General features: G+C 68.2%; 24 protein-coding genes and 1 tRNA gene. 10 read left to right on the plus strand and 15 right to left on the minus strand.

From position 1 onward, the window contains the following. Both EV643_RS19595 and EV643_RS19600 read right to left on the minus strand, forming a co-directional pair. Nucleotides 1-429 carry a RidA family protein gene (locus EV643_RS19595; protein ID WP_133801547.1) on the minus strand — a complete coding sequence of 143 codons (429 nt, stop codon included), beginning with the start codon at nt 427-429 and terminating at the stop codon, nt 1-3. Continuing rightward, a complete protein-coding gene (locus EV643_RS19600; RefSeq protein WP_166665507.1) occupies nt 426-1241 on the minus strand; it encodes an NAD(P)-dependent oxidoreductase in 816 nt (271 codons plus the stop codon). The genes EV643_RS19595 and EV643_RS19600 overlap by 4 nt, the downstream gene beginning before the upstream one ends. Nucleotides 1242-1321: 80 nt before the next feature. On the opposite strand from EV643_RS19600, the gene EV643_RS19605 reads away from it, so the two are divergent. The 3 genes from EV643_RS19605 (at nt 1322) to EV643_RS19615 (ending at nt 3568) form a co-directional block, all read left to right on the plus strand. Continuing rightward, nucleotides 1322-2236 (plus strand): LysR family transcriptional regulator, encoded by a 915-nt coding sequence (locus EV643_RS19605; RefSeq protein WP_133801549.1) that lies wholly within the window; start codon nt 1322-1324, stop codon nt 2234-2236. 53 nt (nt 2237-2289) lie between these two features. Continuing rightward, entirely contained in the window at nt 2290-3174 is an 885-nt protein-coding gene (locus EV643_RS19610; RefSeq protein ID WP_133801550.1) for a helix-turn-helix transcriptional regulator, read from the plus strand. A 94-nt stretch (nt 3175-3268) separates the two neighbouring features. Continuing rightward, nucleotides 3269-3568 (plus strand): antibiotic biosynthesis monooxygenase family protein, encoded by a 300-nt coding sequence (locus EV643_RS19615; protein ID WP_133801551.1) that lies wholly within the window; start codon nt 3269-3271, stop codon nt 3566-3568. Here the strand turns inward: EV643_RS19615 and EV643_RS19620 are convergent. Further along, nucleotides 3561-4571 carry a LacI family DNA-binding transcriptional regulator gene (locus tag EV643_RS19620; protein WP_133801552.1) on the minus strand — a complete coding sequence of 337 codons (1011 nt, stop codon included), beginning with the start codon at nt 4569-4571 and terminating at the stop codon, nt 3561-3563. The two genes, EV643_RS19615 and EV643_RS19620, sit on opposite strands and share 8 nt — an antisense overlap. 204 nt (nt 4572-4775) lie before the next feature. On the opposite strand from EV643_RS19620, the gene EV643_RS19625 reads away from it, so the two are divergent. Next, a complete protein-coding gene (locus tag EV643_RS19625; protein ID WP_238165679.1) occupies nt 4776-6134 on the plus strand; it encodes a Gfo/Idh/MocA family oxidoreductase in 1359 nt (452 codons plus the stop codon). Nucleotides 6135-6760: 626 nt separating this feature from the next. Here the strand turns inward: EV643_RS19625 and EV643_RS19635 are convergent. The 3 genes from EV643_RS19635 to EV643_RS19645 all read right to left on the minus strand — a co-directional run bounded on the left by EV643_RS19635 (nt 6761) and on the right by EV643_RS19645 (nt 8416). Next, nucleotides 6761-6833 (minus strand) — tRNA-His (locus EV643_RS19635). 49 nt (nt 6834-6882) lie between these two features. Continuing rightward, nucleotides 6883-7491, minus strand: a complete 609-nt coding sequence (gene orn / locus EV643_RS19640; protein WP_133801553.1) for an oligoribonuclease — start codon at nt 7489-7491, stop codon at nt 6883-6885. A 19-nt stretch (nt 7492-7510) separates the two neighbouring features. Further along, nucleotides 7511-8416, minus strand: coding sequence for a class I SAM-dependent methyltransferase (locus tag EV643_RS19645; protein ID WP_133801554.1), 906 nt, complete (start codon nt 8414-8416; stop codon nt 7511-7513). 167 nt (nt 8417-8583) lie between these two features. Between EV643_RS19645 and EV643_RS19650 the strand changes: the two genes are divergently transcribed. From EV643_RS19650 to EV643_RS19660, 3 genes are all read left to right on the plus strand, one after another. Continuing rightward, on the plus strand, nt 8584-11790 hold the full coding sequence (locus EV643_RS19650; RefSeq protein WP_133801555.1) for a tetratricopeptide repeat protein: 3207 nt from the start codon (nt 8584-8586) through the stop codon (nt 11788-11790). A 68-nt stretch (nt 11791-11858) separates the two neighbouring features. Continuing rightward, on the plus strand, nt 11859-12224 hold the full coding sequence (locus EV643_RS19655; RefSeq protein WP_133801556.1) for a M23 family metallopeptidase: 366 nt from the start codon (nt 11859-11861) through the stop codon (nt 12222-12224). 91 nt (nt 12225-12315) lie between these two features. Further along, a complete protein-coding gene (locus tag EV643_RS19660) occupies nt 12316-12801 on the plus strand; it encodes a GNAT family N-acetyltransferase (RefSeq protein ID WP_133801557.1) in 486 nt (161 codons plus the stop codon). Between the two features lie 77 nt (nt 12802-12878). Here EV643_RS19660 and EV643_RS19665 read toward each other — a convergent pair whose 3' ends face one another. After that, nucleotides 12879-13082: a cold-shock protein gene (locus tag EV643_RS19665; RefSeq protein ID WP_133801558.1), complete on the minus strand. Its 204-nt coding sequence runs from the start codon at nt 13080-13082 to the stop codon at nt 12879-12881. Between the two features lie 249 nt (nt 13083-13331). Next, the gene (locus EV643_RS19670) at nt 13332-14810 is read right to left on the minus strand and encodes an MFS transporter (protein WP_133801559.1); all 1479 of its coding nucleotides are present in this window, start codon (nt 14808-14810) and stop codon (nt 13332-13334) included. Nucleotides 14811-14858: 48 nt separating this feature from the next. On the opposite strand from EV643_RS19670, the gene EV643_RS19675 reads away from it, so the two are divergent. Continuing rightward, complete coding sequence (locus EV643_RS19675; RefSeq protein WP_133801560.1) at nt 14859-15296, plus strand: MarR family winged helix-turn-helix transcriptional regulator; 438 nt, start codon at nt 14859-14861, stop codon at nt 15294-15296. Between the two features lie 349 nt (nt 15297-15645). Then, a complete protein-coding gene (locus EV643_RS19680; RefSeq protein ID WP_133801561.1) occupies nt 15646-16692 on the plus strand; it encodes a 2-dehydropantoate 2-reductase in 1047 nt (348 codons plus the stop codon). A gap of 55 nt (nt 16693-16747) precedes the next feature. On the opposite strand, the gene EV643_RS19685 is transcribed toward EV643_RS19680, so the two are convergent. The 5 genes from EV643_RS19685 to EV643_RS19705 are packed head-to-tail and all read right to left on the minus strand — an operon-like array spanning nt 16748 to nt 23178. Next, the gene (locus EV643_RS19685; RefSeq protein WP_133801562.1) at nt 16748-18493 is read right to left on the minus strand and encodes a glycoside hydrolase family 35 protein; all 1746 of its coding nucleotides are present in this window, start codon (nt 18491-18493) and stop codon (nt 16748-16750) included. A 24-nt stretch (nt 18494-18517) separates the two neighbouring features. After that, complete coding sequence (locus EV643_RS19690) at nt 18518-19870, minus strand: ABC transporter substrate-binding protein (protein WP_133801563.1); 1353 nt, start codon at nt 19868-19870, stop codon at nt 18518-18520. A gap of 35 nt (nt 19871-19905) precedes the next feature. Next, nucleotides 19906-21327 carry a ricin-type beta-trefoil lectin domain protein gene (locus EV643_RS19695; protein WP_133801564.1) on the minus strand — a complete coding sequence of 474 codons (1422 nt, stop codon included), beginning with the start codon at nt 21325-21327 and terminating at the stop codon, nt 19906-19908. A gap of 28 nt (nt 21328-21355) precedes the next feature. Beyond that, nucleotides 21356-22219, minus strand: coding sequence for a carbohydrate ABC transporter permease (locus EV643_RS19700; protein WP_238165680.1), 864 nt, complete (start codon nt 22217-22219; stop codon nt 21356-21358). 53 nt (nt 22220-22272) lie between these two features. After that, entirely contained in the window at nt 22273-23178 is a 906-nt protein-coding gene (locus EV643_RS19705) for a carbohydrate ABC transporter permease (RefSeq protein ID WP_166665508.1), read from the minus strand. Nucleotides 23179-23305: 127 nt separating this feature from the next. Here EV643_RS19705 and EV643_RS19710 point away from each other — a divergent pair, with 127 nt between their 5' ends. Continuing rightward, nucleotides 23306-24340: a LacI family DNA-binding transcriptional regulator gene (locus EV643_RS19710; protein WP_133801565.1), complete on the plus strand. Its 1035-nt coding sequence runs from the start codon at nt 23306-23308 to the stop codon at nt 24338-24340. 31 nt (nt 24341-24371) lie between these two features. Here the strand turns inward: EV643_RS19710 and sucD are convergent, their stop codons facing one another. Continuing rightward, nucleotides 24372-25265: a succinate--CoA ligase subunit alpha gene (gene sucD / locus EV643_RS19715; RefSeq protein ID WP_133801566.1), complete on the minus strand. Its 894-nt coding sequence runs from the start codon at nt 25263-25265 to the stop codon at nt 24372-24374. A gap of 14 nt (nt 25266-25279) precedes the next feature. After that, complete coding sequence (gene sucC, locus EV643_RS19720) at nt 25280-26434, minus strand: ADP-forming succinate--CoA ligase subunit beta (RefSeq protein WP_133801567.1); 1155 nt, start codon at nt 26432-26434, stop codon at nt 25280-25282. Nucleotides 26435-26553: the final 119 nt, after the last annotated feature.

Consider the following 26553-nt stretch of genomic DNA (forward strand, 5'->3'; position numbering starts at 1 on the left):
CTATACAAGGGTTTGATTCGCCACCACCGCCGCTGTGATTTCTACTTCCAGGACTGCGCCGGGTAGGAAGAGGCGGCTGACTTCGACTGTGGTGCTGGCTGGTGGGGTCGCCAGGGAGGCGGGGAAGTGTTTGCGGCGTACGGCGCCGTAGGCGGGGAGGTCGTCGAGGTCGGTCATGAAAGTGCGGATGTGGAGGACGTCGGCGAAGGTTGCGCCGTGGGCGGCGAGTACGTCGCGGATGATGTCGAAGATGCGCTCCGCTTGGGCGTCGGCATCACCGGGTGCCACCACCTCGCCGGCGTCGTCGACCGCTACTTGTCCGGCGAGTACCAGGAGTGCGCCCCCGGCGACGTCGAGGCGGGCGACGTGGGCGAAGCGATCGCCGAACGGCGCGGCGACCGTCGGCGGGTTGTCCAGGGTCAGTTTCATCGATTCTCCAGGTTGATCAGGGATGCGAGGTCTGCCCGCTGATCAGTGGCGTCGTCGAGCAGCTGTACGGCGGCTGCCGCGATCGGCGCGGTTCGTACGTCGCTGAGCGCGAGTCGAAGGTCTTTGGCGGCAAGTGAGATCGCGAACTTCGCATCGGTGTTGCTCGCTCGGCGGATCGCACCGTTCAGCGGCCCGGCCGTGAGAGCGTCGAGCGCCAGCGACCGGTCGATGCCGAAGGCGTCGGCGACGGCGAGGGAGTCGTGCAGGGCGCCGAGGGCGGTGATCATCGCGGTGTTGACCACGAGCTTGAGGGCCGTCCCGGTGCCGACGGGGCCGCAGTCGTGGACCGTGCCAAGGTCACGCAGCATAGGCCCTGCCTGCTCGATGACCTTGTCCCGGCCACCCGCGAAGATCGTCAGCTTGCCCGCGTCGACCGCGCCGACACTGCCACCGACGGGAGCGTCGAGAAACGAGATCGCCGTCGGCAGCCGCGCGGCGAGCGCGCGGGTCTCGTCGGGGCCGATCGTCGACATCTGCACCAGGATCGCGCCCGACCTCGTCGCGTCCACCGCAGCGTCGGGTCCGAACAGGGCGGCTTCTACCGCTGTGGCGTCGGTCAGCATGGTGATGATCAGGTCAGCGTCGAGTACAGCCTTCGCCGGCGTTTCGGCGATCACGGCACCCGATCCCGCCAGCGCGGCGGCCCGGCTCGGCGTACGGTTCCACACTGTTACCCGATGGCCGGCGACCAACAGTCTGCGCGCGATGGCAGCACCCATGTGCCCGGTCCCCAGGACCGCGAGGTTCGTCATACCTGCAACGGTAGGGAAGCCAACGGCATGCGACCAGCGAATGTCTGGCATGGCTGACATGCGTGAGTAGCATGGGCCATATGGATACCCAGCTCCTGGAGGTGTTCCGGACCGTCGCGCAGTACGGGTCGATCACCGCGGCGGCTCGTCGGTTGAGCTTCACCCAGTCGGCTGTCTCCCGCCAGATCGCGACGCTCGAGGCCGAGGTCGGAGCGCGAGTCTTCGACCGGCTGCCGCGCGGTGTGACGCTCACCGAGGAAGGACGGACGCTGTTACCGCACGCGGAGGCGGTGCTCGATCGGTTGGCCACCGCTCGGCGGGACCTCGGCGAGCTGGCCGGACTCGGCCGCGGCCGGTTGCGCGTCGGCGCGTTCCCAACCGCTGTCGCGGCGCTTGTTCCGCAGGCGCTAGCGTCCTTCCGCGATGCGTATCCAGATGTGGACCTCTCGCTCGTCGAGGGCCTGACACCTGTCTTGCTGGAACGCCTCGCCGCCGGGGACGCCGACATCGCGGTGGTGAGTTCGTCACCCACCGGCTCGATCGACTCCACCGCTTTCGAGCTGCACCACCTGCTGGATGAGCGCCTGCTGGTGGCGGTCTCTCGCGATCACAGGTTGGCCCGGCGACGGACAGTACGGCTGGCCGAACTCGCCGACGATCCGTTCATCGTCGGCTCCGCGACGGCCGAGGACACCCTGCTGCGCGCCAGCCTCCCCAGTGGATTCCAGCCGAGAATCGATATCGTCGCCGCGGAGTGGACCGGCAAGCTGGGCTGTGTCGCGGCAGGTCTCGGGGTCGCCCTCGTCCCGGCTCTGGCCGCTCGCGGCGCACCCGCCGACATCTCGTTGCTCCGCCTGCATGCCGAAGACGAGTCGATCCGCCAGATCTTCGCCGCAACCGTCGCCGGCCGCACCAAGCCGCCCGCCCTCACCCGGTTCCTCACTCACCTCAACGAAGCCGCCGACGCATTCGAGAGGTCCAAGCCGCGAGCCTGACGGGTACTGACAGGGCATCCCTCGCCCAGACGGGTCCGCGTAGCCTCGGTGACGTGGACAACCGGAGCGAGATTCGTGAGTTTCTTGCCAGCCGGCGGGCAAAGGTCACGCCGCAGCAGGCCGGACTCGGCGCGGCGAACACCGGTCACCGGCGGGTCCCGGGACTCCGCCGCGAGGAGGTCGCGCTGCTCGCCGGGGTCAGTTCGGAGTACTACGCCCGGCTCGAGCGCGGCGGCCTCGGTGGGGTCTCCGGCAGCGTGCTGGAAGCGATCGCCCGCGCACTGCAGCTCGACGAAGCCGAACGCGAGCACCTGTACGAACTGGCTCGTACGGCCGGCGCGACGCTGCGGACCCCGCGCCGCCGGAGGACCAGTGAACAGGTCCGCCCCGGCATCCTCGCCGTTCTCGACGCGATCACCGAGGCGCCCGCGTTCGTCCGCAACGGGCGGCTGGACTTGCTGGCTATCAACCCGCTCGGCCGCGCCCTCTACTCGCAGGCGTTCGACGGCCCGGACCGGCCGGTCAACCTGGCCCGCTACAACTTCCTCGATCCGACGGCCAGGACCTTCTACCCCGACTGGGATCGCGCCGCGAACAACACCGTCGCCCTGCTCCGTACCGAGGCCGGCCGCGATCCGTACAACCGCAACCTGTCCGACCTGGTCGGTGAGCTCTCCACCCGCAGCGACGAGTTCCGCACCCTGTGGGCGACGCACAACGTCCGCCTGCACCGGACCGGCGTCAAGCACTTCAACCACCCGGCCGTCGGCACCCTCGACCTCCTCTTCGAGGCGATGCCGTTGCCCGCGGATCCCGGCCTGACGCTGACCACCTACGCCGCCGAAGCCGGTACGCCGTCCTACGACGGCCTCAAGCTCCTCGCCACCTGGGCCGCCACCCTGACCAGCACCCCCGGATCGAGGTCAGCTTCCCAGTAGGCAGCGCATACTGGCGGTTGGGGGATATGGCCCAGCCGGACCGGAGTACGGCGGCCGGGGGTCTGCGTTCTTGGCGAGTGGCGGGGAGGCAGAGATGGCTGAGATGTACACGACGGCGGAGTGGATTCCGAACGTCGGCGAGGAAGAGGCCTTCGTGGACGCCTGGACAGCGTTCGCAGGCTGGGCGGGGACGATGCCGGGGGCCGGGACATTGCGGCTCGCCCGGGATCTGGGGGATGCGACTCGCTACGTCAGCTTCGGATGGTGGGACAGCGCCGAATCCGCGCACGCGTGGAAGTCGAGTCCGGAGTTCCGCGAGCGGATGGGGCGGGTGCAGCAGCACGTCGCGAAGTTCAGCCCGGCCGAACTGGAGATCGTCGAGACCGTCAACTGAGCGCTGCGCGGCCGCTACTGCCGCGGACTTGCAGCCGGGGGCGGTAGGTGGCCGGCGGCGTGGCGGGGCTGCCCTCAAGCAAAGCCCAGAGGCGGGTCCACGCGTCGCGGCCGATGGCGTTGGCCGGTACTGCGGTCGTGGTGAGCGGTGGTGTGGTGAAGCGGGCGAACGGGATGTCGTCGAAGCCGGTGATGGAGATCTGCTGAGGGACGGCGACGCCCAACTCGTGTAGGCCGCTGAGCGTGCCGAAGGCAACCATGTCGTTGTACGCGACAACGGCCGTGGCGCCCGTACCGACAACCGCCCCGGCCATCGCGTGACCGTCCTCGAACATCGAACCGCAGGCCAGCTCGACCAGTTCGAACGCACGGCCCTCCCGGGACAACCGCAGCAGGACGTCGAGGCGGTCCTGGTTGGAGATGCTGGCCGGAGGACCGGCGAGGTACACGATCTTGCGGTGCCCGAGGGACAACAGGTGGGCAACGAGATCGCCGATACCCGCGGCATGATCGACCGAAAGGGACGGTACGCCGCCGCCGGGCAGCGTCCGGTTGATCAGGACGAGTGGGCTGAGTTGTTGGGCCAGCCGGCCGAGATCTTCGGCCGGCAGCCGGGGTGAGGCGAGCACGATGCCGTCGCAGCGGCGGCGGGCCTCGACGGCCAGGACCTCCTCGTCCTCGACGTGCTCGGCCGACTCCGCGATCAGCAGGCGGTGGCCGTGTTCGCCGGCGGCCTGGCTGAGCCCGCGCAGTACCTCCTGGAACGTCGGGTTGGCCAGGTCCGGCACGATCAGCGAGATCGTCGCGGTCCGGCCGAGGGCGAGGCTGCGGGCGACCGGGCTCGGCGCGTAGTCGAGCGCGCGCGCCGCCGCCAGCACCCGTTCGGCCAGCTCGGGCGCGACGGTCGAGCGGCCGTTCATCACCCGGGAGACGGTCGCGCGGGAAACCCCCGCGGCCTCCGCGACCCGGCTGATGGTGGCCGTCGGCCGGCCGTTGTCTCCCATCGCCCACCTCCACTCCGCCGCAGGCCCAGGCGGGGACCCGAGGGCGGCCACCATAACGCCTCCGGGCGGGATTGAGAAACCGGTCTCTCAGTCTGCGAGCGGTCAGATTTCATCAGAAACCAAAGATCATCCACTCGGTGATCCAAGCGTTGACTCGTTTCAGAGAAGGCTGCTAGAAACCGGTTACCCAGCCGAAGGAGAACCGTGAAACGCTACGCAGTCGTCGGAACTGGCTCCCGCGCCGCCATGTACATCGACGCCCTGGCGAACTCTTACGCCGACGTGGGCTCGATCGTCGCCTGGTGCGAACCGAACCCGACCCGGATGACGTACTACGACCGCGTGCTGACCACGGCCGGTCACACCGCGCCGACCCGCTACGCCCCGGACGACTTCGGCCAGCTGCTAGCCGAACAGAAGCCCGACGTGGTGATCGTGACGTCGCCCGACGCGACCCACCATCGGTATGCGACCGCAGCCCTTGACACGGGCGCCTCGGTTGTCGTCGAGAAGCCACTGACCACCGCGCTCGATCCGGCCCAGGCGATCGCGAAGGCGGTCGAGTCGTCGTCGGCCGGACTCATCGTGACTTTCAACTACCGCTACTCGCCGCGGAACAGCGAGGTCCGGCGGCTGATCGCGTCGGGTGCGATCGGCAAGGTCACCTCGATCCACTTCGAGTGGGTGCTGGACACCGTGCACGGCGCCGACTACTTCCGCCGCTGGCACCGGGACAAGTCGATCTCGGGTGGTCTGCTGGTGCACAAGTCCAGCCACCACTTCGACCTGGTGAACTGGTGGCTGGCCGACGTACCGGAGACTGTGACCGCACTGGGCGGGTTGCGCTTCTACGGCGACCAGAACGCGGCCGAGCGCGGGTTGACCGACCGGCCGTCACGTTCGGCCGGTGCGCCGGGCGCCGCGGAGGACCCGTTCGCCCTCGACCTCGCGGCCGACGACAAACTGCGTCAGCTCTACCTCGAGGCGGAAGGCGACGACGGCTACATCCGGGACCAGGACGTGTTCAGCCCCGGGATCACGATCGAGGACAACCTGGGCCTGCTGGTCGGCTACCGATCGGGTGCCGTCCTCACCTATGCGCTGAACGCCCACTCACCTTGGGAGGGGTACAGGGTCGCCGTCAACGGCACCGAAGGCCGCCTCGAACTCGACGTGGTCGAACGAGGCTTCGTCCAAGGCGCCACCGGAGTAGTCGGCCGCCCAGCCGTAGACCCGAGCGTCAACCCAGACGACCCCACAGCAGGCGGTACGACGAACCCGCGCCCGGCCGGCGAACGTCTCCTGGTCCAACGCCACTGGGAGCAAGCGGTAGAAATCCCGATCCCCGAGGGCGACGGAGCCCACGGCGGCGGCGACAACCACCTCCTGGACGACGTCTTCCGCCCAACCGGCGACCCAGACCCCCTCGAACGCCGGGCCGGCTACCGAGACGGCCTGCGCAGCGTAGCCGTAGGCATCGCCGCGAACCGCTCCCTGGAAACCGGGCTCCCCGTCCACATCGCGGAATTCGGGCTCCCACTGGACCGCAACGCCGGCGCATAACGCCCCTCCGCGTCCGCGGTCCACACCACACCATTGACGATCAGGGTCCGGGCGGCGATCGGCGCCCGCGCAGTAGCCAGCACCGGCTTCCGCTGCCACTTGCAGTCAGCCCGATAAGCCTGCTGAGTAACCCGCACAGCCACCGCCCCCGGCCCCTCCGCATAAGCAGCCGCCCGCAAGAAATTCGTACACCCCACCGGCGTAGCCACAATCAACACCACCTGCCGCTTATCCGCCACCACCGCCCGAACCTCATAAACCCGAACCAACGTAGTCCGAGCCACAGGAGTCGCAGTCGCCGTAGGAGTAACCGTCGGCTGGCCCTGAACCACAGGCCCCGGCTCGTTCTCCCCACCCGAACCGAACACCTGGGCGAGCACAAACACCGCGAACGAGATCAGCCCCACCAAAAAGGTCACCACCACGGCAACCCCATACACAAACCACACACTCCCCGACGACTTCACCCGACCGATCCTCCCAGCCCCCCGAGCCAACCAACGAAGGGCCACCCCGACAAGGGGGTGCGGGTGGCGAAGCCCCCGCCCGCGCCGAGCGAAGCGAGGCGCACAACACAACGAAAACGACCTGGGTCTGCGCTTTCCGCAGACACAGGCCGCCTGTCGGGTGAGTGACGGGACTCGAACCCGCGACCACCTGGACCACAACCAGGTGCTCTACCAGCTGAGCTACACCCACCATGTTGCACCGCCTGACTACGACGGCTGGGTAATCATAGCGACGAACGTCAGCTACCTGAAATCGGGCCCATCACCAGGCTCGCGGCCGCTCGGGCGGTGTCCGAATCGGGGCCCGGCTGCGGTACGAAGACCGTCTGCCGGTAGTACCGGAGCTCGGCGATGCTCTCGGTGATGTCGGCCAGCGCCCGGTGGTTGCCGATCTTCGCCGGCGTCGCGTAGTACACCCGGGGGTACCAGCGCCGGACCAGTTCCTTGATCGAGCTGACGTCGACGTTGCGGTAGTGCAGGTGCGCCTCGACCTTCGGCATGTCGCGGACCAGGAACGTCCGGTCGGTGCCGACCGAGTTCCCCGCCAGCGCGGCCTTGCGGGGCTCCTTGACGTAGCCGGAGATGAAGTCGAGCACCTGGTTCTCGGCCTCGGCGAGCGGGATCCCGTGCGGCAGTTCGTCCAGCAGACCGGAAGCGGTGTGCATCTCGCGAACGAAGTCACCCATCTGCTCCAGCGCGGCAGGAGGTGGCGTGATCACCAGGTCGATGCCGTCGCCGAGCACGTTGAGTTCGTAGTCGGTCACCAGCACCGCGACCTCGATCAAGGCGTCGGCCGCCAGGTCGAGGCCGGTCATCTCGCAGTCGATCCATACCAGCCGGTCGTTCATGGGCACCCACCCTACGGCGTCACCCGGCCGCGTGGCCGACATGGATGCTGCGCGCCGACAGTACGGCGAGATCGGTACGGCGGCCGAGGTACTGCGAGTCGTCCGGGTCAAGGAGTCGCCGCCAGACCAACAAGTCCTCGGCACTCAACCCCAGCTCGGGCGGAAAGTCCCCGTGCCCATGACCATGTCCGTGCCCAGTGGACCCGCTGGAAGCAGCCGGGTCGAGCCGATCGACCTTGTGCCGGAACTGGCCGATCAGCTGATCCAGGTCCTCGTCCGACAGCGGTGCGGACTTCTCCGTCAGCACGGTTCGGGTGGTCACGTCGACGAGTCCGGCGCGCCGCAGCGCATCCGTCCACCCGTACGGCATCGGTACCGAACCCGGCAGCCCGGCACGCATCGCGGCGAAGTACCGATCCTGCGCAGCGTCGAGCCGGAGCTCCATCCCGGGCTCCCCGATCCCCAGCTCCCACGGCAGACTCCGCGACGGCAGCCCACCCTCGGCCAGCGCCAACCGCCCACCTGGCGCCAGCAGCGAGGCCAGCGCGTCGACCGCCGCCTGCTGGTCGCCCGCATGATGAACCGAGGCAGACGCCCAGATCAGCGAAGCCGGCGCACCGATTGCCTTACGCAACGGTTCCGCCCCGTCGTCCATCGACGCCAGCTCGCACCGGACCGCGCCGCCGGTGTGCTCCCGCGCCTGCCGCAACACCTCCGGATCAGCGTCGATCGCCACCACCTCGGCACCATCCGGCAGAGCGGCCGCCAACGCCTTCGCCATTCCACCGCCGCCGCAGCCCACGTCCACGGCGATCCGGTCCGTCGCCCGAACCAGGCTGCCGGCAACCATCTCGTTCCAGTCCGCCTCGTTCACCGCCGCGTTCCGCAGCCGCCCCGCCTCTTCACTCCAGTCGATCTCGATCATGTGGCCAGTCTCTCCCGGTTGGGCCGCGGCACCGGCGGAAATTTGCCGCATCGGCAAACCCCGACGGTTGAATCAGTTGCGGACGCACTACCCACGGTGTTGTCCTGTGTGCGGGGAGCGGTACAGGGTGGGCAGCGGTACTGGGCGGGGGACAGGAGGTGGGGACCATGGCAGAGCCCGTGCAGGGCACTGTTGCGCGCCCCCGGCTGACCGCCCTGCTGGACGAGGGAGCCCAGCGACGGCTGCTGACGATCGTCGCGGACGCCGGCTTCGGCAAGTCCACCCTGCTCGGCTCCTGGGTGGCGGACCGTCCCTGCGCCTGGCACACGGTCCGCTCCGAAGACCGCAGCCTCGCCGCGATGGTCTCCGGTCTGGTCGAGGCCGTACGCCGCCAGGTGCCTGCCCTGTCGGCAGTGCTAGCCGCAGAACTCCAGGGACCGCGCGGCCCCGACGCGGACGCCGAACAGGAAACCAGAGCACTCGCGTACGCCGCTGTCCTGGCCGATGCCTTCGACCAGAACCTCGACGGCGACCTCGTCCTCGTCCTGGACGACCTCCACGAGCTCGGTCCAGCCGACCCCGCGACCAGGTTGATCGAGGGCCTGGTCCGGATCGCTCCGCCCTCACTGCACCTGGTGGTCGCGTCCCGTACGCCGATGCCGTTCGGGATCGACCGGCTCCGGGGCAGGGGCCAGGTGCTGGAGATCGACGCGAGCGGGTTGGCCTTCACCGTTCCGGAGACCCTTGCCGTGCTCCGCGTAGTACTGGGTGAAGGGTCCGAGGAGCTGGCCGAGACGCTGCAGTCCGCAGTACAGGGCTGGCCGGCGGCTGTGCGGCTCGCGGTGGAGGCGTTGCGCGCCGTACCGACTGCGGAGCGGCCGAGTCGGCTGCGGCGCGCCCTGCGGTCGGACGGGCCGCTGTACGACTACCTGGCCGGTGAGGTGTTCGCTGCCGAGCCCGAGTCCGTACGCCGATTGGTCGCGGCCGCCGCCGTGTTGCCCAGGTTCGGATCCGAGTTGTGTCGTGCGATCGGGCTCGCGGACAGCGTGGATCTCGTGCAGCAGCTCCGGACCAGGGGACTGCTGGTGTCGGCCGGTGACGCCGACTACGAGCTGAACCCACTCGTCCGGTCGTTCGCCAAGGACAGGTTGTCGACGGATCGGCAGGAGATGGCCGAGCTGACCATGCGCGCCGGTCAGTGGTTCGAGTCGACCGGCGAGCACCGCGACGCATTGGCCTGCTTCCAGGCGGTCGATCCGGCTGAGGCGGCCCGGATGCTCGGCGAACGCGGCCACGCGATGGTCAGCGGAGGCCTGGCCGAAGTCGTCGTCGCAGCGGTCTCAGCGTTGCCGCCCGAGTTGCGCAACACGGCCCTCGACCAGCTGGAAGGCGAGGCGCGACAGGTACTCGGCGACTGGCAGGGCGCCGAGGACTGCTTCGACCGGATCATCGAACCCGATGGTGAGATCCCGGTCGCGGTGGCCTGGCGGCTCGGACTGATCCACCATCTGCGCGGCCAGACCGACGTCGCGATCGCCACCTATCGCCGCGGCCGGATCGACGGTGAACAGCTGACCGACGAGGCCCTGCTGCAGGCGTGGTGGGCGGGAGCGCACTGGTTGCGCGGTGAGTTCGACGAGTGCCGCCAGCTGATCCATGCCGCGCAGGAGGCCGCCAAGGTGTCCGGTGATGACCGGGCCTTGGCGATCGTGCACACAGTGCTTGCCATGCTCGCGGCGGTCGACAGTGATCCGCGCGGCAACGCGTCGCACTACCTGCATGCGTTGGAGCATGCGGAGCGGGCAGGCGACCTCCTGCAGTCGATCCGGATCCGGGTGAACCGCGGCTCGCACCACATCGCCGAGGGCGACTACGCACACGGCCTGGCGGAGCTGGACCTCGCACTGGAGCTCGCGGACCGCGCTGGTTTCGCGGTGTTCCGTGCACTCGCACTGAACAACCGTGGTGAGGCGCTGTTGCGGTTGGGGCGGCTGGATGAGGCGATCGGCGAGCTGGAGGCGTCCCGTGCGCTGTACCAGCGGTTGGAGTCGAAGCGGGTCGCGCAACCCCTCTCTGTGCTGGGCGAGGTCTACCGCGAACGTGGTGACCGCGCGATGGCCCGCGCCTGTTTCGAGGAAGCGATCGCGGTGGCTGACGACACGAAGGACATGCAGTCGCTCGTCCCGTCGCTCGCGGGGCTCGCGCGCGTCCTGGCGGTCGAGGAGCCCGAGCGAGCCGCCGAACTGGCAGAGATGGCCAAGCAGGCGGTCGCTTACGGACCAGTGCTCGGCCTGTCAGGCGCACTGGTCGCCCTGGGCTGGGTGACTCTGCACGCGGGCAACGAAGCAGAGGCAGCCCAATCGGCCGAGGAGGCTGCCGCGCTGTGCCGCAAGCGTCGCGACCGCGCCGGCCTGGCGGACGCACTCGAGCTGTACGCCGCTGCGGGCGGCGGCGAGGTGCTGCACGAAGTACTGAACATCCGCAAGGAACTGAGCGATCCACTCGGGCAGGCGCGAGCGGAGCTCATGTTGGCGACCCGGACGCGTGGACCGGAGGGACAGGAGCTGGCACTGCACGCGCATCAGCAGTTCCTGGCTGCGGGAGCCACTCGCTATGCGGCGGCCGCGTTGGCCGCGAGTCAGGAGACGGGACCGCCGCCGGTCCGCGTCGAGTGTCTGGGTGGTTTCCGGGTGCTCCGGGACGGCAAGGCAGTGCAGCTCGGCGAGTGGCCGTCCAAGAAGGCCCGCGACCTGCTGAAGATCCTGGTCGCGCGTCGCTGCCGGCCGGTGGCCCGTGTGCAACTGCTGGACCTGCTGTGGCCGGACCAGGACGAATCGGTCGCCTCCCCGAGGCTCTCGGTTGCTTTGTCGACGGTGCGCGCGGTGCTTGACCCCGGCAAGCGGTACGCCGCCGACAGGTTCATCGGCGCCGACCGCGCGACCATCTGGCTCGACGGCGACCGGGCCGCGGTCGACGTCGAGGACTTCCTCCGCGACGCCCGGTCCGGGCTCGACTCCAACGATCTGGCCAAGCTCCGAGCCGCCGAGGCGTCGTACAGCGGTGACTTCCTCGAGGAGGACGTGTACGCCGACTGGGCCGCCGGACTCCGTGAGGAGGCCCGTGCCCTGTACGTCCGCGTTGCCCGGGTCCTGGCCGACACCGGTCGCCGTGACCCGGATGCCGCGGCCGGCTACCTACTCCGGATCCTCCAGCGCGACCAGTACGACGAACGGGCCCACCTGGGTCTGGTGGCCGCGTTCCAGGCCGGCGGGGCACATGGTGAAGCTCGCCGTGCGTACCGGACGTACGTCGGCCGGATGACCGAGCTGGAGGTCGAGCCGGCGCCGTATCCGGGGGTCTCCGCCCGCGTCTGAGTCCTCGGGACAGGACGTCGTAGGGGCGGCTTTAAGGGTTTCTGAAGCGGCGTACGGACCATCAGGTCATGGGTACGCCGGTGCACAACGCGATGGTGGTCCGTGATTTCGGGGTCGGGGTTCATCCGGGGCGGGACTACCGGGCGGATCGCGGTACGGCGGTTCGGGCGACGCTGGCGGGTGTGGTCGTGCGGGTCGAGGGGGACGAGGTGGTGGTCGAGTCGAACGCGATCTGGCACCTCTACTGCCACCTGTTCGAGCCGACAGTACGTCGGGGGGACACGGTGGAGACGGGGGACTGTCTCGGCCTCGCGGAGGGGCCACATCTGCACTACGAGGAGCGGGTCACGCCATACGGACCGGGGGATCACCGCAGTCCCCGGTTCGACCAGCACCTCAACACGCAGCACCCCAACACCCGGCTGCCCAGCTGAGGCGCCGGACGGTCCGGCCGAAGGAGGGAGCGCCCGGACCATCCGACGTCTCAGCAGTCAGTCCGGCGTCGCTCTGCGTTAGTTTTGGGTGATGATCGCGACCAGGTTCGACACCGAGCGGCTGGCGTTGCTGCCGTTGCGGGTCGAGTACGCCGAGGAGATGGCGAAGGTGCTGGCCTCGCCCGACCTGTACACGTTCACCGGCGGCGAGCCACCGACGGCCGACGTACTGACCGAACGGTACGGACGGCAGTTGTCCGGTCCGGGCCGGGCGGAGGAGTACTGGCTCAACTGGGTGATCAGTTCGCTCGAGGACGACGCCCTGGTCGGGTATCTGCAGGCGACCGTGACTCCCGACGCCGCCGAGATCGCGTGGGTGCTGGGAGTCGACTGGCAGGGCCGGGGATACGCGAAGGAGGCCGCGACCGGACTGGTCGACTGGTTGCGCGCTCAAGGGGCCGGCCGGATCGTCGCGCACGTACATCCCGACCACACAGCGTCAGCGGCTGTCGCGACGGCGGTCGGCCTGCACCGCACCGATCAGCTGGACAACGGCGAACACCTCTGGGAGTCCTGAGCAGCGCCCCGAAAACAGGCCCAGAAAACACGAACAGGCCCAACCGCGCGATGCGGTGGGCCCGTTGTGAGGGTGGTTCAGAGCGGGCGGACGTTCTCCGCCTGCGGGCCCTTCGGGCCCTGCGCCAGGTCGAACTCAACCTTCTGGTTCTCGTCAAGCGACCGGAAACCGTCGGTCTTGATCGCCGAGTAGTGCACGAAGACGTCGGCGCCGCCGCCGTCCTGCGAGATGAACCCGAAACCCTTGTCGGCGTTGAACCACTTCACTGTCCCGCTGGCCATAATTTGCTCCTTTGTGGGGCGGGTGGGCTGGTCCGGCGGGTGCCGGCACCAGGGTTGCCGCCACGAGCCCTCCCACTCGGACCAAGGCCCGGATATGAGAAAAACGCCCGGCGGATCACAATCTCCGCGGGCGTTTCGTGAACGAACGTGGAACTGTAAAGCCAGCAACCAGGGAAAACGGTAGCACGATTTCCCCCGCCCCGCTGGGTCGGTGTCCGGACGATTCGCAGCCGCCTGGTCACGGCGCGGTCACCAGGAGCCGCGGTGGTCGGGGACCATCAGGGTGAACGGGACGATCAGGACGAGAAGGGCGGCGAAGACGACGAAGGTGTGCGCCTGCGCGACGCCCGCGTTGGCGCTGTGTGACAGCATCGTCGTCGTCACCGAGACCGCGATGATGCCGCCGGACTGGCGGAACATGCCGCGCAAGCCCGCGATCGCCGAGATCTGATCGGGAGCCAACTGCAAACTGGCGTTGTTCGAGGCGGGGATGGACAGGCCCATCCCGATCCCGGTCACCCCAGCCGCCGCCGCGAGCCAGGCGTACGGCGTCATCCCGTGCGGTGCGAGCGCCATCACCGACATGCCACCCGCGACCATCAGGATGCCGCCGATCATCGGCGACCGGTACCCGGTCCGGCGGAGCGCGAACACGGCCAGCCCGGCGACGCAGATCATCCCGACGGCCCTTGCCGTCAGCAACGTCCCGGCCTCCAACGGCTGGATCCCGTACCGCGATTCGGCGTACAACGGGACCAGGGCGCCGAACCCGAGCACGGCGGCGCCGTACATCAGGTTGATCGCGTTCATCACGCCGAACCCACGACCGCGCAGCAACCGGATCGGGATGAACGGCGCCGCGGCCCGGTGCGCGTGCCGAATGAACACGAACCCGAACACGAGGGCCAGTACTTCGGCCGCGATGAAGAACGGGTCGGTCGGCTCCGTACCGCGGCTGCCGAGCAGGCTGATCCCGAACATGCCGCACAGGATCGTCAACGCCAGCAGGCCGGCGCCGACCAGATCGATGTGGGCGCCCCGGGTCCGCACGCTCCGCGGGATGAACCTGGCGCCGAGCACGATCAGCAGCACGCCGGCCGGGACGTTGACCAGGAAGATCTCCCGCCAGGACCAGTAGGTGACGATCACGCCGCCGACGATCGGGCCGAGGATGCCGCCGATCGGGAAGATGCTGGTGAACATCCCGACCGCGCGATCCCGGTTCCGGCCGAACTGCTCGGCCACGATCCCGGTCGCGGTCGGCATGAACGCGCCGCCGCCGAGGGCCTGGAACGCGCGGCACACCACCAGCAGATAGATGTTGTCGGCCAGGCTGCACGCCAGCGACGCGACCGTGAACAGAACCGCGGCGCCGATGAAGATCCGCTTCCGCCCGAACTGATCCCCGAGCCGCCCGGCCAGGGGCATCGCGATGATCTGGCCGAGCGCGTAGATCGTGATCGTCCACCCGCTCCAGTTCAGCTGCGCGCCCAGGTCCCGCTGGATAGCGTTGAGCGCGGTCGCCACGATCGTCTGGTCGATGGACGCCATCAGAAGGGCGATGGAAACGATGCCGAACACCAGCCACCGATGCCGACGCGGCTCATCCCCAGCGGGCTCCGAGGCTGATTCGGCGGGTTCCGAGGCGATGGCGGCGGGCTCCGAGGCTATGGCGGCAGCGGCGTCGGGGTTTTCGACGCCGGCTGCTGGAAGACTCGGGCGATCCATCGGGTTCCACAGTACATTGCTTGCCAGCAGGCAATAAAGGGGTTTGATATGTCCGACACCGAGACGCTGAACAAGCTGCGCGGCGTGATCTCCAAGCTCGCCCGGGAGCTCAACACCACCGCGACCAGCGAGGGCCTGACGCCGACTCAGGCGTCCGTGCTCGGCCTGATCGTGTTCCGCGGCCCCCTCGGGCTGACCGAACTGGCCCAACTGGAGGGCCTGAACCCGACCATGCTGTCCCGGGTGATCGGCAAACTGACCGAGCTGGGCCTGATCCAGCGCGACCCCAACCCCGCCGACCTCCGTGCCATCCAGGTCGAATCCACCGAAGCCGGCCGCGAACTCTCCGACCGCATCAAACACCACCGCACCGAAGCCATCGCCGCCTGCCTGGACCAACTCCCCGAGACGACGGCCCAAACCATCATCAACGCCCTCCCCGCCCTAGAAGCCCTAGCCCAAGCCCTCCGCTCCACCCACAACTAGGCGCCCCCATCACCAACCACCCACCCCCAAACCGGCCCGCGGTCACCGCCCCGGGCACCCGAATCCCGTCCCCGCCCGCGAGAACCCGCGACCTTGAACAACAACCGGTGACCGTGAACTGGCTATTTCATGTTCAAGCCCCCCACTTCTTGACCGAGGTTCCAGCGAGGACCCAACCCGGATTCGGTCGATTCCTCCGGGCAGGTTGGTGCAGAGCGGGGCCGGCCGATGGGGAGTGCGAAGCGGCGAGCGTTTGCCGAACTTGTGAGGTTTGTCATGCCTTGACCGGGTTCGGGTCGCGGCCTACTGTATGCCGTATACCGAGCCCCACCGAAAGGCGGGACCCATCATGCGTGTTGCAGTACTTGGCGCCGGTGCGATCGGCGCGTATGTCGGGGCGGCCCTGCATCGCGGCGGGACCGAGGTCCATCTCGTTGCCCGCGGCGCCCATCTCGACGCGATCCGGAAGGGCGGTGTCCAGGTCCACAGCCCACGCGGCGACTGGCTCGCCCGTACGCCGGCCACCGACGACACCACCGAGATCGGACCGGTCGACTACGTGTTCCTCGGCCTCAAGGCGAACTCCTACGCCTCGGCCGGACCACTGCTGGAACCCTTGCTACACGGCAAAACGGCGGTCATCGCCGCCCAGAACGGCATCCCCTGGTGGTACTTCCACGGCCTCCCAGGTCCGTACGAAGGCCGCCGGATCGAGTCGGTCGATCCTGGTGGCGAAGTGACTCGGGTGCTGTCCCTGGATCGCGCGATCGGCTGTGTCGTGTACTGCTCGACCGAGCTCGACGGGCCGGGGGTGGTCCGGCACCTGGAGGGCACCCGGTTCTCCATCGGCGAACCGGGCGGCGGGCAGAGCGAACGCTGCCTCGAGTTCAGTGCGGCGATGGTGGCCGGCGGGCTGAAGTGCCCGGTCGAGGCCGACGTCCGCAAGGACATCTGGATCAAGCTGCTCGGCAACGCCGCGTTCAACCCGATCAGCGCGCTGGCCCGGGCCACGATGGTGGAGATCGCCAAGCACTCCGGGACGCGCGCGATGGTCCGGCTGATGATGGAGGAGTCGCTGGAGATCGCCCGTGCTGTCGGCTGCGAACCCGCCATCTCGGTGGACAAACGGATCGACGGCGCCGAACGCGTCGGCGAACACAAGACGTCGATGCTGCAGGACCTGGAGAAGGACAAACCCCTCGAACTCGACGTGATCCTCGCCGCTGTGGTCGAGCTGGCCGACCTCACCGGTACGCCGGCGCCGACGCTGCGGGCCGTCCACGCGGTCGCCGATCTGCTGGCCACCAAGATCGGCAACGGGACCGGCACAGAGAAACTCGCCCACGCCCCCACGGCAGCCTCCACCCCGGCCCCCACCCCGGCCCCCACCCCCTAGACCAGGCGGGTCCGGAGCGCGCCCTGCCGATGCCCTCCGGACCCACCTGTTCCAATCACAACTCGATCGGCCCCAGCGCCAAGCCCGGCCCGAAACGTGCCACCGGCTCGGCGATCACGTCGAGCTCCAGTACGACGAGTTCGTTGCCCCCGGCCCGTACCACGGGTCCGGGTACGAAAAGAGTTTGCTGTGGGCCCCGACGCCAGTATCGTCCGAGGCAGAAGCCGTTGATCCAGGCAATGCCCTTGCCCCACGCATCGGTGTGGAGGAAGTGGTCCACGGACTCGTCCGCCTCGAAGAACGCCCGCCAGGCAACAGGTCCGACACCCGGCCGCGAGTCTGTCCCACCGGACTCCCACAACCGAGGTACGCCGTCCAGATCGATCGCGCACGCCGACCAAGAAGTCAACGGTTCCGAGCCCAACCTGATCGGACCCACCAACCCCTTGGCCTCGCCGATACGGGCGCCGTAGTTGACCCGCCCCTGATCCTCGACGACCAGCTCGAGCCGGCCACGGCCGCGAGGCAACATGATCGCCTGGTCATGCCGTTCCCGGTCCAACACACCCACCGGGTCGCCGTCCAGAAACACCGTGGCCCGATCCCGGACCTCGCCGACAGTGAGCAACGCCGGACCGCCATCGACATCGATCGAGGTCCGGAAGAGCGCAAGCCGCGCATCAACATCCTCGAGCGACGGCATCGACTCGTGCTGACTCCACACACCCCAGGCGTCCGGGTTCGCGAGCAGCCGGATCGGCGACCCCAGAGCCACCTGCTGCTCCGGGGCGGAGAACGCCGGCCGCTGAGCGGGAACGGCCGGCACCGGTGCGTACCGGGAGATGACCTCCCGGAACGCGTAGTACTTCGCGGTCGGGTGGCCGGCCTCGTCCAGCGGGGCGTCGTAGTCGTAGGAGGTGATCGTCGGCCGGTACACGCCCTTGTCGTTGGCGCCACTGGTCAGCCCGAAGTTCGTGCCGCCGTGGACCATGTAGATGTTGACCGATGCCCCGGCGGCCAGCAACGCGTCCAGTTCCGCGGCGGCCTCGTCGACCCCCGTGGTGTGGTGCCGCCCGCCCCAGTGGTCGAACCAGCCGTCCCAGAACTCCATACACATCAACGGTCCGGACGGCTGGTGCGTCCGCAGGGTCTCGAGCCGTTCCGCAACCCGTGACCCGAACGAACCAGTCCGGAGTACGCCGTCCAGACCGCCGGCCGCCAGCATCTCGTCGACCGGCTGGTCCACAGTCACCAGCGGCACCGTGATCCCGGCGCCCCGGATCACCTCGACCAGCGCCTTCAGGTACGTCGGGTCGTCGCCGAACGCGCCGTACTCGTTCTCGACCTGGACGAGCAAGACCGGCCCACCCTGGTCGACCTGTAGCGGCTGCACGATCCGCAGTACGTGCTCCAGGTACTCGGTGACCGCTGCCATGAACTGCTTCTCGTACCGGCGGACCCCCACGCCTGACCCCTGGAAGAGCCAGGCGGGGAGGCCGCCGTTGTCCCACTCCGCACAGATGTACGGACCGGGCCGGACGATCGCGTACATGCCCGCGTCGGCGATACACCGCAGGAAGCGCTCGAGGTCGAGCATCCCCTCGGTGCCGAACTCCCCGGGACGTGGGCTGTGGGCGTTCCACGGCACGTACGTCTCGATGGTGTTCAGGCCCATCGACCGCGCCTTCTCGATCCGGTCCGCCCAGGAGTCCGGGTGCACGCGGAAGTAGTGCAGCGCCCCGGACAGGATCCGGAACGGCTTGCCGTCGAGAAGGAAATCGGACTCACCGATCGCGAACATGTATCCCCTTCAAACCCAAAACTTCTAACCGTTGGTCTGGAAGCCCTGCTGGTTTCCGTACGTCACCAGCGCGTCCTGCCACGCCTTCAGCCCGGTGTTCAGCTCGGACTTGGCCTGGTACGACTTGCCGACGGTGTCACCGAAGATGGTGTTGGCGTACAGCTGGAACGGCAGGTAGCTCCAGCCCTTGACCACCGAGTCGGCCGAGCCGGTGAGGACCTGGTTGATCTGCTGCCCACCGAAGTACGCGCTCGGCTTGTCCACGAACGTGGCGTCCTTGAGGTCGGCCGTGGTCGACGGGAAACCGCCGCTGGCCAGGAATGGCTTCACGCCACCGTCGTGGTTCAGCCACTTGACGAAGGCGGCCGCCAGCGCGGGGTTGGCGCTCTGCTTGAGCACCGACTGGGTGCTGCCGCCGTTCTCCGCCGTCGCCGGCTGTCCGTCGTACGTCGGCATCGGCGCGACCCGCCACTTGCCCGCACCGGCCTTGACCGACGCCTCCATCACACCCGGCATCCACGCGCCGGTCGGAAGCGACGCGATGGTGCCGTCGCCGAGCGCCTTGAACCACTCGTCGGTCCAGCCGGGAATGTTCCCCACCAGACCACCCGTGACGAGCTGGTCCCAGACGCCGGTCCACTTCTTCGTCCCGTCGTCCTGCAGGTTGATGCTGACGTTCTTGCCGTCGGTGCTGAACGGCTTGCCGCCCGCCTGCCAGATCATGCTGGTGGTGAAGCCCGCGTCACCACTGTCGTTGGTGATGTACTTCTTCGGGTCGGCAGCGTGCAGCTTCTTGCCCGCGGCGACGTACTCGTCCCAGGTCTTCGGCACGGTGATGCCGTACTTGTCGAAGACTTCCTTGTTGTAGAACAGCGCCATCGGGCCCGAGTCCTGCGGCAGACCGTAGAGGCCGTCGCCGGCGTGTACGGCGGTCCAGGTCGACGCGGTGTAGGCGGATTCGTACGTGTTGAAGCCGTACTCACGGAGGTCGACCAGCGAACCGGGCAGCGCGAACTGCGGCAGCGCCTGGTACTCGATCTGCGCGACGTCCGGTGCTCCGGAGCCGGCCTTGATGGCGTTCTGCAGCTTGGTGTAGTGGTCGTTGCCGGTACCGGCGTTGACCAGGTTCACCTTGACGTTCGGGTACTCCTTCTGGAACGCGGCCACCTGCGCCTCGGCGGAGGGAGTCCAGCTCCAGTAGGTGATGGTGCCGCCCTTCTCCAGGGCGGCGTTCACGGCGTCCGGCGACCCCTGCGGCTGGGCGCTGCCGCCGGAGTCGTCCGATCCTCCGCAGGCGGCCAGCAGAACCGTGGCCGCCGTGACGGCAGCGGTGGCGAGCACGAGCCGCCTGACGCTGCGCCGATGACTGGTCTTCATGGTGTTCCTTTCACTTTCACTGTTCTGACGCATCGCTATGACCGCGTCCACTGCTGGTTGGCCTGGCCGTTGCAGTACCAGACGTCGACCGCTGTCCCGTTGCCCGTGCCGGCACCCGCGGCATCGAGGCAGAGGTCGGGATGGGCGACGCTGCTGACCGAGAGGTCGGCGTTGAGTTCCCAGGCCTGGTTGGGCGCACCGGTGCAGTTGTCGATGATCACCGGGCTGCCGGCGCCGGCTCCGTCGCCGCCGATCGTCATGCACTTGTCGGCGTAGACGGTCAGCTGCTTCTCGGCCGTGTAGTTCCACGACTGGTTGCCACCGTTGTTGCAGTCCCACAGGTCGAGCGCCGTACCGGGTGCTGTCGAGAAGCCTGGTACGTCGACACACCGGCCACTGGCGACACCACGCAGCGGCTCGCCCGGAGGCGCCGGCGGCAGGTCGTTGCTCGGCTCCTTCTTGAGCAGACCCCAGCCCCACCACAGCTGGTCCAGGCCGCTCCGGCTGTTGACCTCGAGGTCCGCGGGGCCGACCTGCGTCGTCATCGAGTAGGAGTCGCCGTTGCGCAGGCCCGGCCAGTAGACGATCCCCATCTTCTGCTCGCGCGCCGTCTGGGTGAGAGCGGCGAGGTACGACGTATAGACGTTGCCCTCGTGGTTGCCGTAGTTCAGGCCGATCGTCATCGGCGAACCGGCCTCGTCGATCAGCGTCCGCCAGCCGTACTCACCGATGCGCGGCCGCAGGTTCGCCAGCCACGCCGCCTCCGTCTCGTCGGAAGCCCAGAAGCCGTAGAAGTGCAGGGAAAGCAGCGTGCCCTTCAGCTGCGGTGCCGCACCCACCCCGGTCACGTTGTCGTTGTAGCCGGTGCCCGAGATGACCACCCGGCCACGGGGTACGGCGCTGTGCCTTGCCAGCCAGGACGACGTCAGGGAGACCCACTCGTCGAGCGAGTAGCCGAACGGCTCGTTCATCGGCTCGAAGTACACCTTCGGGTTCTTGCCGTACTTGGCGACCACGATGTTCCACATGGCCTCGAAGGCGGCCGGGTCGTCGACCCGCCCATCCTTGGCGTTGTTCGCCTCCCAGTAGCTGAGGATCACCTTGAAGCCGTTGGCGGTGGCAGCGTCGATCGCACCCTGGTAAGACGCCCACCAGTCCGTCCCGACACTCGTGGGGTTGATCGGCAACCGGACCGTGTTCGCCTTCAACTCATGGCGGAACTCCAGCAGGATGCCGGTGGCCTTGCGGTAGGTGGTCGCGTAGTCGTCGTCGGTGCTCAGACCGGACGGCACGACCTCGTCCGCGGCGTAGTTGTCCCGCGGGTCGGCCCAGTTCACCCCGCGGAAGTCGGTCGTGATCGATGGTTTGGTCGTAGGTGAGGCGGTTGCGGGGAGGGTCACCGCGCCGGTCACCAGGACGACCGCGGCCAGAACCCCCCGCCAGACTCCAGGTCTCATCGGGTCATTCCCTTCACTGTTTGACACTTCACTGTTTGACGCTGCCTGCGCTCAGGCCGGACTGCCAGAACCGCTGAAGAAAGAGGAAGGCGATCACCAGCGGCACGATGGTCAGCAGCGACCCGGTGATCACCAGGTTGTAGATGGGCCGCGCGCCGACGCCGGTCGCCTGGTTGCTCCACTGGGTGAGCCCCACGGTGAGCGGGTAGAGGTTCGGTTTGCTGAGCATGATCAGCGGCAGGAAGTAGTTGTTCCAGGTCGCCACCACCGCGAACAGCAGCACCGTCACGACACCCGGGACGAGCAGCCGCAGCGCCACCGTGAAGAAGATCCGGATCTCCCCGGCGCCGTCGATCCGGGCCGCTTCGAGCAGGTCGTGAGGTATGGCGTCCGACGCGTAAACCCACATCAGATAAAGGCCGAACGGGCTCACCAAAGACGGGATGATGATGGCCCAGACCGTGTTCGTCAGCCCGAGGTTGGAGAACATCAGGAACGTGGGGACTGCGAGCGCCGTACCAGGGACTGCGACCGCGCCCAGCAGTACTGCGAAGACGGCGCGACGCCCCGCAAACTTGTACTTCGCCAACCCGTAGCCGGCCGCGGTCGCGAGCAGGGTCGCCCCGCCGGCGCCGACCACCACGTATAGCAGCGTGTTGCCGAGCCAGCGCAGGAAGATGCCGTCGTCGTAGGTCAACGTGTCCTGGATGTTGCTGAACAGCGCGAACGTCTTGCCGAACCACAGACCCGGGCTGGACAGCAGATCGTCCTGGGTCTTGGTTGCGCTGAGCAACAGCCACAGCAGCGGCACCAGCGTGTACACGAGGTACAGCAGCATCATGCCGGTCAGCAGCCGTGAGCGACGGGGCTTGAGCGGTGATGTCCTACTCACACCGCCTCCCTTCAGCGGCCGGGACGGCCGGGACCGCAGCAGCGTCGTGGTACTCACATCGCCTCCCGGGAGCCGCGCAGCTGGACGACGTAGGCGATCACGGCCGTGATGACACCCATCACGATCGCGACCGTGGCGGAGTAGTTGAACTGCTGGCCGGCGAAGGACAGGTTGTAGGCGTACATGTTCGGCGTGAAGTAGGTGGTGATGACGTTCGGCGCCAAGGTGCGCAGGATGTTGGGCTCGTTGAACAGCTGGAAGCTGCCGATGATCGAGAAGATGGTGGCGATCACGATCGCGCCGCGGAGCGCCGGGAGCTTGACCGCCCGGATGGTGCGGATCGTCCCCGCGCCGTCGATCGCGGCCGCCTCGTACAGCTCCTCGGGCACCGTCCGCAGCGCCGAGTAGAAGATGAGCATGTTGTAGCCGACGAACTCCCAGGTGACGATGTTCGCGATCGAGGGCAGCATCCAGCGGGCGCTGAGCGGCACGATCGAGGTGCTGCCGAGCAGATCGTTCAGGTCGGCCGCCAGCCCGAAGTTGTTGCCGTAGATGTAGCCCCACATCAGCACCGCGACCACGCCGGGGACGGCGTACGGCAGAAAGATCACGATCCGGAAGAAGTTCGCGCCGTGCAGCCGGGCGCTGTCGATCGCGAGCGCGGCCAGCAAGGCCAGCACCAACATGATCGGCACCTGCACGACCAGGAACAGGAGCACCCGGCCGAACGCCTCCCAGAACTTCGAGTCCTGGATCACGTCGAGGTAGTTGTCCAGGCCGACGAACACGGTGCCGCCGAAGAAGGCCTGCTCGCGGAAGAGGCTGAGATAGATCGCGTAGCCGATCGGCGCCAGGAAGGTGAGCGCGAAAACGGCCAGGAACGGACCGACGAAGATCCATCCCTTGCTGTCGCGATGGAATCCCGCGCGCCGTCGGCGCAGTACTACGGACTCGGCCATATGTCCGCCGACCTCCTTGTCACTGGTCCGCTCGCTGCATCGATGTTTACGTCAACATCGACCGCGGCGAAACTAGCGTGTTTACGTCAACATGTCTATAGTCCAAGTCATCCAAGGGGGAGTGCCGATGCCTACGGACGAAACACCGGTACGCCGGCGGCGCGGGCCGTCGATGGCCGATGTAGCACGCCTGGCCGGGGTTTCCGGGCAGACCGTGTCACGGGTCGCGAACGAGCGCCACAACGTGGACGCGGCCACCCGGGACCGGGTGCTCGCCGCGATGCGGGAGGTCGGCTACCGGCCGAACAGCGCGGCGCGTGCGTTGCGCAACGGCCAGTTCCGCAGCATCGGCGTGATCGTCTTCGAGCTGTCCAGCTTCGGCACCACCCGGACGCTCGACGCGGTCGCCGCGGCGGCAACCGTCAGCGGCTACGCGATCAACCTGCTGCCGGTCCTGGACGTCAACCAGCGCGCGGTGACGAACGCCTTCAGCCGGCTGGGGGAGCAGGCGGTCGACGGTGTGATCATCCTCATCGAGGCGCACACGCTGGACGAGGCCGGCGTACAGCTGCCCGAAGGGCTACCGGTCGTCGTCGTCGACTCCAGCGCCCATTACGACTACCCGATCGTCGACAGCAACCAAGCCCAGGGCGCGCGCCTGGCGACTGAGCACCTGCTGGATCTCGGCCACGAGACGGTCTGGCACGTCAGCGGTCCGCCGACGTCGTTCGCGGCGGATCGGCGCCGGCGTTCCTGGGAGCTGACCCTGACGCAGCGAGGTTGTGAGGTACCGCCAGTTCTCAACGGCGACTGGACGGCGAGCTCCGGGTACGAAGCCGGTCGGATGCTGGCCGCGAACCCTGACGTCACCGCGGTGTTCGCCGCCAACGACCAGATGGCGCTCGGCGTTCTCCGCGCGCTGCACGAGCGGGGCCGCGTCGTGCCGGATGATGTGAGCGTGGTGGGCTTCGATGACATGGAGGAATCCGCGCACTTCTGGCCGCCGCTGACCACGATCCTCCAGAATTTCGTCGATGTCGGCCGGCTCAGCGTCGACGCGCTCATCCACGAGATCCAGGCCGGCGAACACCACCACGACCCGGTCGCCGTACCCACCAAGCTCGTGGTCAGAAGCAGTACGGCGCCACCCCGTCGTCCCTAGGTGAGGCTTGCCCCCTCAGTTCGGGGGCGGGTCATACGGCGACCTCCTCCACCGCCATCACCGCGCGCATCAGTTGCGCGGTCTCCGACGGGGTCTTGCCCACGCGAACGCCGACGGCCTCGAGGGCCTCTTGTTTCGCGGCCGCGGTGCCGGACGAGCCGGAGACGATGGCGCCGGCGTGGCCCATCGTCTTGCCCTCCGGCGCGGTGAACCCAGCGACGTACCCGAACACCGGCTTGGTCACGTGGTCGGCGATGAAGGCCGCCGCCCGTTCCTCGGCGTCGCCGCCGATCTCGCCGATCATCACGATCGCGTCGGTGTCCGGGTCGTCCTGGAACGCTTGCAGGGCATCGATGTGGGTGGTCCCGATGATCGGGTCGCCGCCGATGCCGATCGCGGTGGTGAACCCGTACTCGCGCAGCTCGTACATCATCTGGTACGTCAGCGTGCCCGACTTCGACACCAGTCCGATCCGGCCGGGACCGGCGATGTCGGCCGGGATGATGCCGGCGTTGGCGCGGCCGGGACTGATCAGTCCGGGGGAGTTCGGACCGATGATCCGGGTGCCGTTCGCCTGAGCGTGGGCGAAGAACTCGGCCGTGTCGTGCACCGGTACGCCCTCCGTGATCACCACCACCAGCGGGATCCCGGCATCGACGGCTTCGAACACCGCGCCCTTGGTGAACCGCGGCGGCACGAACACCACCGACACGTCGGCGCCGGCCGACTTGACCGCGTCGGCACACGATCCGTAGACCGGGATCGACCGCTTGGCGAAGTCGACCGACTGGCCGCCCTTGCCCGGAGTCACGCCGCCGACGATGTTGGTGCCTGCGGCAAGCATCCGGCTGGTGTGCTTCTGTCCTTCGGCGCCGGTCATGCCCTGCACGATGACCCGGCTCTGCTCGGTCAGGAAGATCGCCATCTTCTCGGTTCCTTTCAGGCCTGCGCGGCCAGCTCGGCGGCGCGGTCCGCGGCGCCGTCCATCGTGTCCACCACCGTGACCAGCGGGTGGTTCGCCTTCGCCAGGATCCGACGGCCCTCGGTGACGTTGTTGCCGTCCAACCGGACCACCAGCGGCTTGTTCGCTTGCTCGCCGAGCAACTCCAGCGCCTGCACGATGCCGTTGGAGACCGCGTCGCACGCGGTGATCCCGCCGAACACGTTGACGAACACGCTCTTCACCTGCGCGTCGCCGAGGATGATGCCCAAGCCGTTCGCCATCACCTCCGCGCTGGCGCCGCCGCCGATGTCGAGGAAGTTGGCCGGCTTCACTCCGCTGTGCGCCTCACCGGCGTACGCGACGACGTCGAGGGTCGACATGACCAGGCCCGCGCCGTTGCCGATGATGCCGACCTGGCCGTCGAGCTTGACGTAGTTCAGGCCCTTCTCCTGTGCGGCGGCCTCCAGCGGATCGGCGGCCGCCTTGTCCTCGAAGGCCGCGTGGTCCGGGTGCCGGTACGCCGCGTTCTCGTCCAGGGTGACCTTGCCGTCGAGCGCCTCCAGACTGCCGTCGGCGAGCTGGACCAGCGGGTTCACCTCGACCAGCGACGCGTCCTCCGCGACGAACACGGCCCACAGCTTCTGTACTACGTCCGCCGCCTCCGCCGGGAACCCTGCCGCTGCGACGATCTCGGCCGCCTTCGCCTCGTCCACGCCGATGGCCGGATCGATCGAGACCTTGGCGATCGCGTCCGGGTTGGTGTGCGCGATCTCCTCGATCTCGACGCCGCCCTCGGTGCTCGCGATGCACAGGTAGTTGCGGTTGGCCCGGTCGACCAGGAAGGAGAAGTAGTACTCCTCGGCGATCTGGGCCGCCGGCGCGAGCAGCACCCGGCGTACCGTGTGGCCCTTGATGTCCATGCCGAGGATGTCCTCGGCGCGCGCGGTCGCCTCGGCCGGATCGGCAGCCAGCTTCACTCCGCCGGCCTTGCCGCGGCCACCGGTTTTCACCTGGGCTTTGACCACCACTCGGCCGCCAAGTGCCTCGGCCGCAGCGGCCGCGTCGGCCGGGTCTTCGACCACCCGGCCGAGAGTGACCGGCACCTGATGCCGGGCGAAGAGTTCTTTGGCTTGGTACTCCATCAGGTCCACGGGGAGCTCCTCAGGTCGGAAGGATCCTGAATGGCGACTGTATTCTGTATGCACACATCTTCACAAGGGTCCGGGGTCTGGACAACGGTGACCGAGGGGAGTACCAAAGTCCCATACGG

This window comes from Kribbella caucasensis, assembly GCF_004361855.1.
Lineage (GTDB): Bacteria > Actinomycetota > Actinomycetes > Propionibacteriales > Kribbellaceae > Kribbella > Kribbella caucasensis.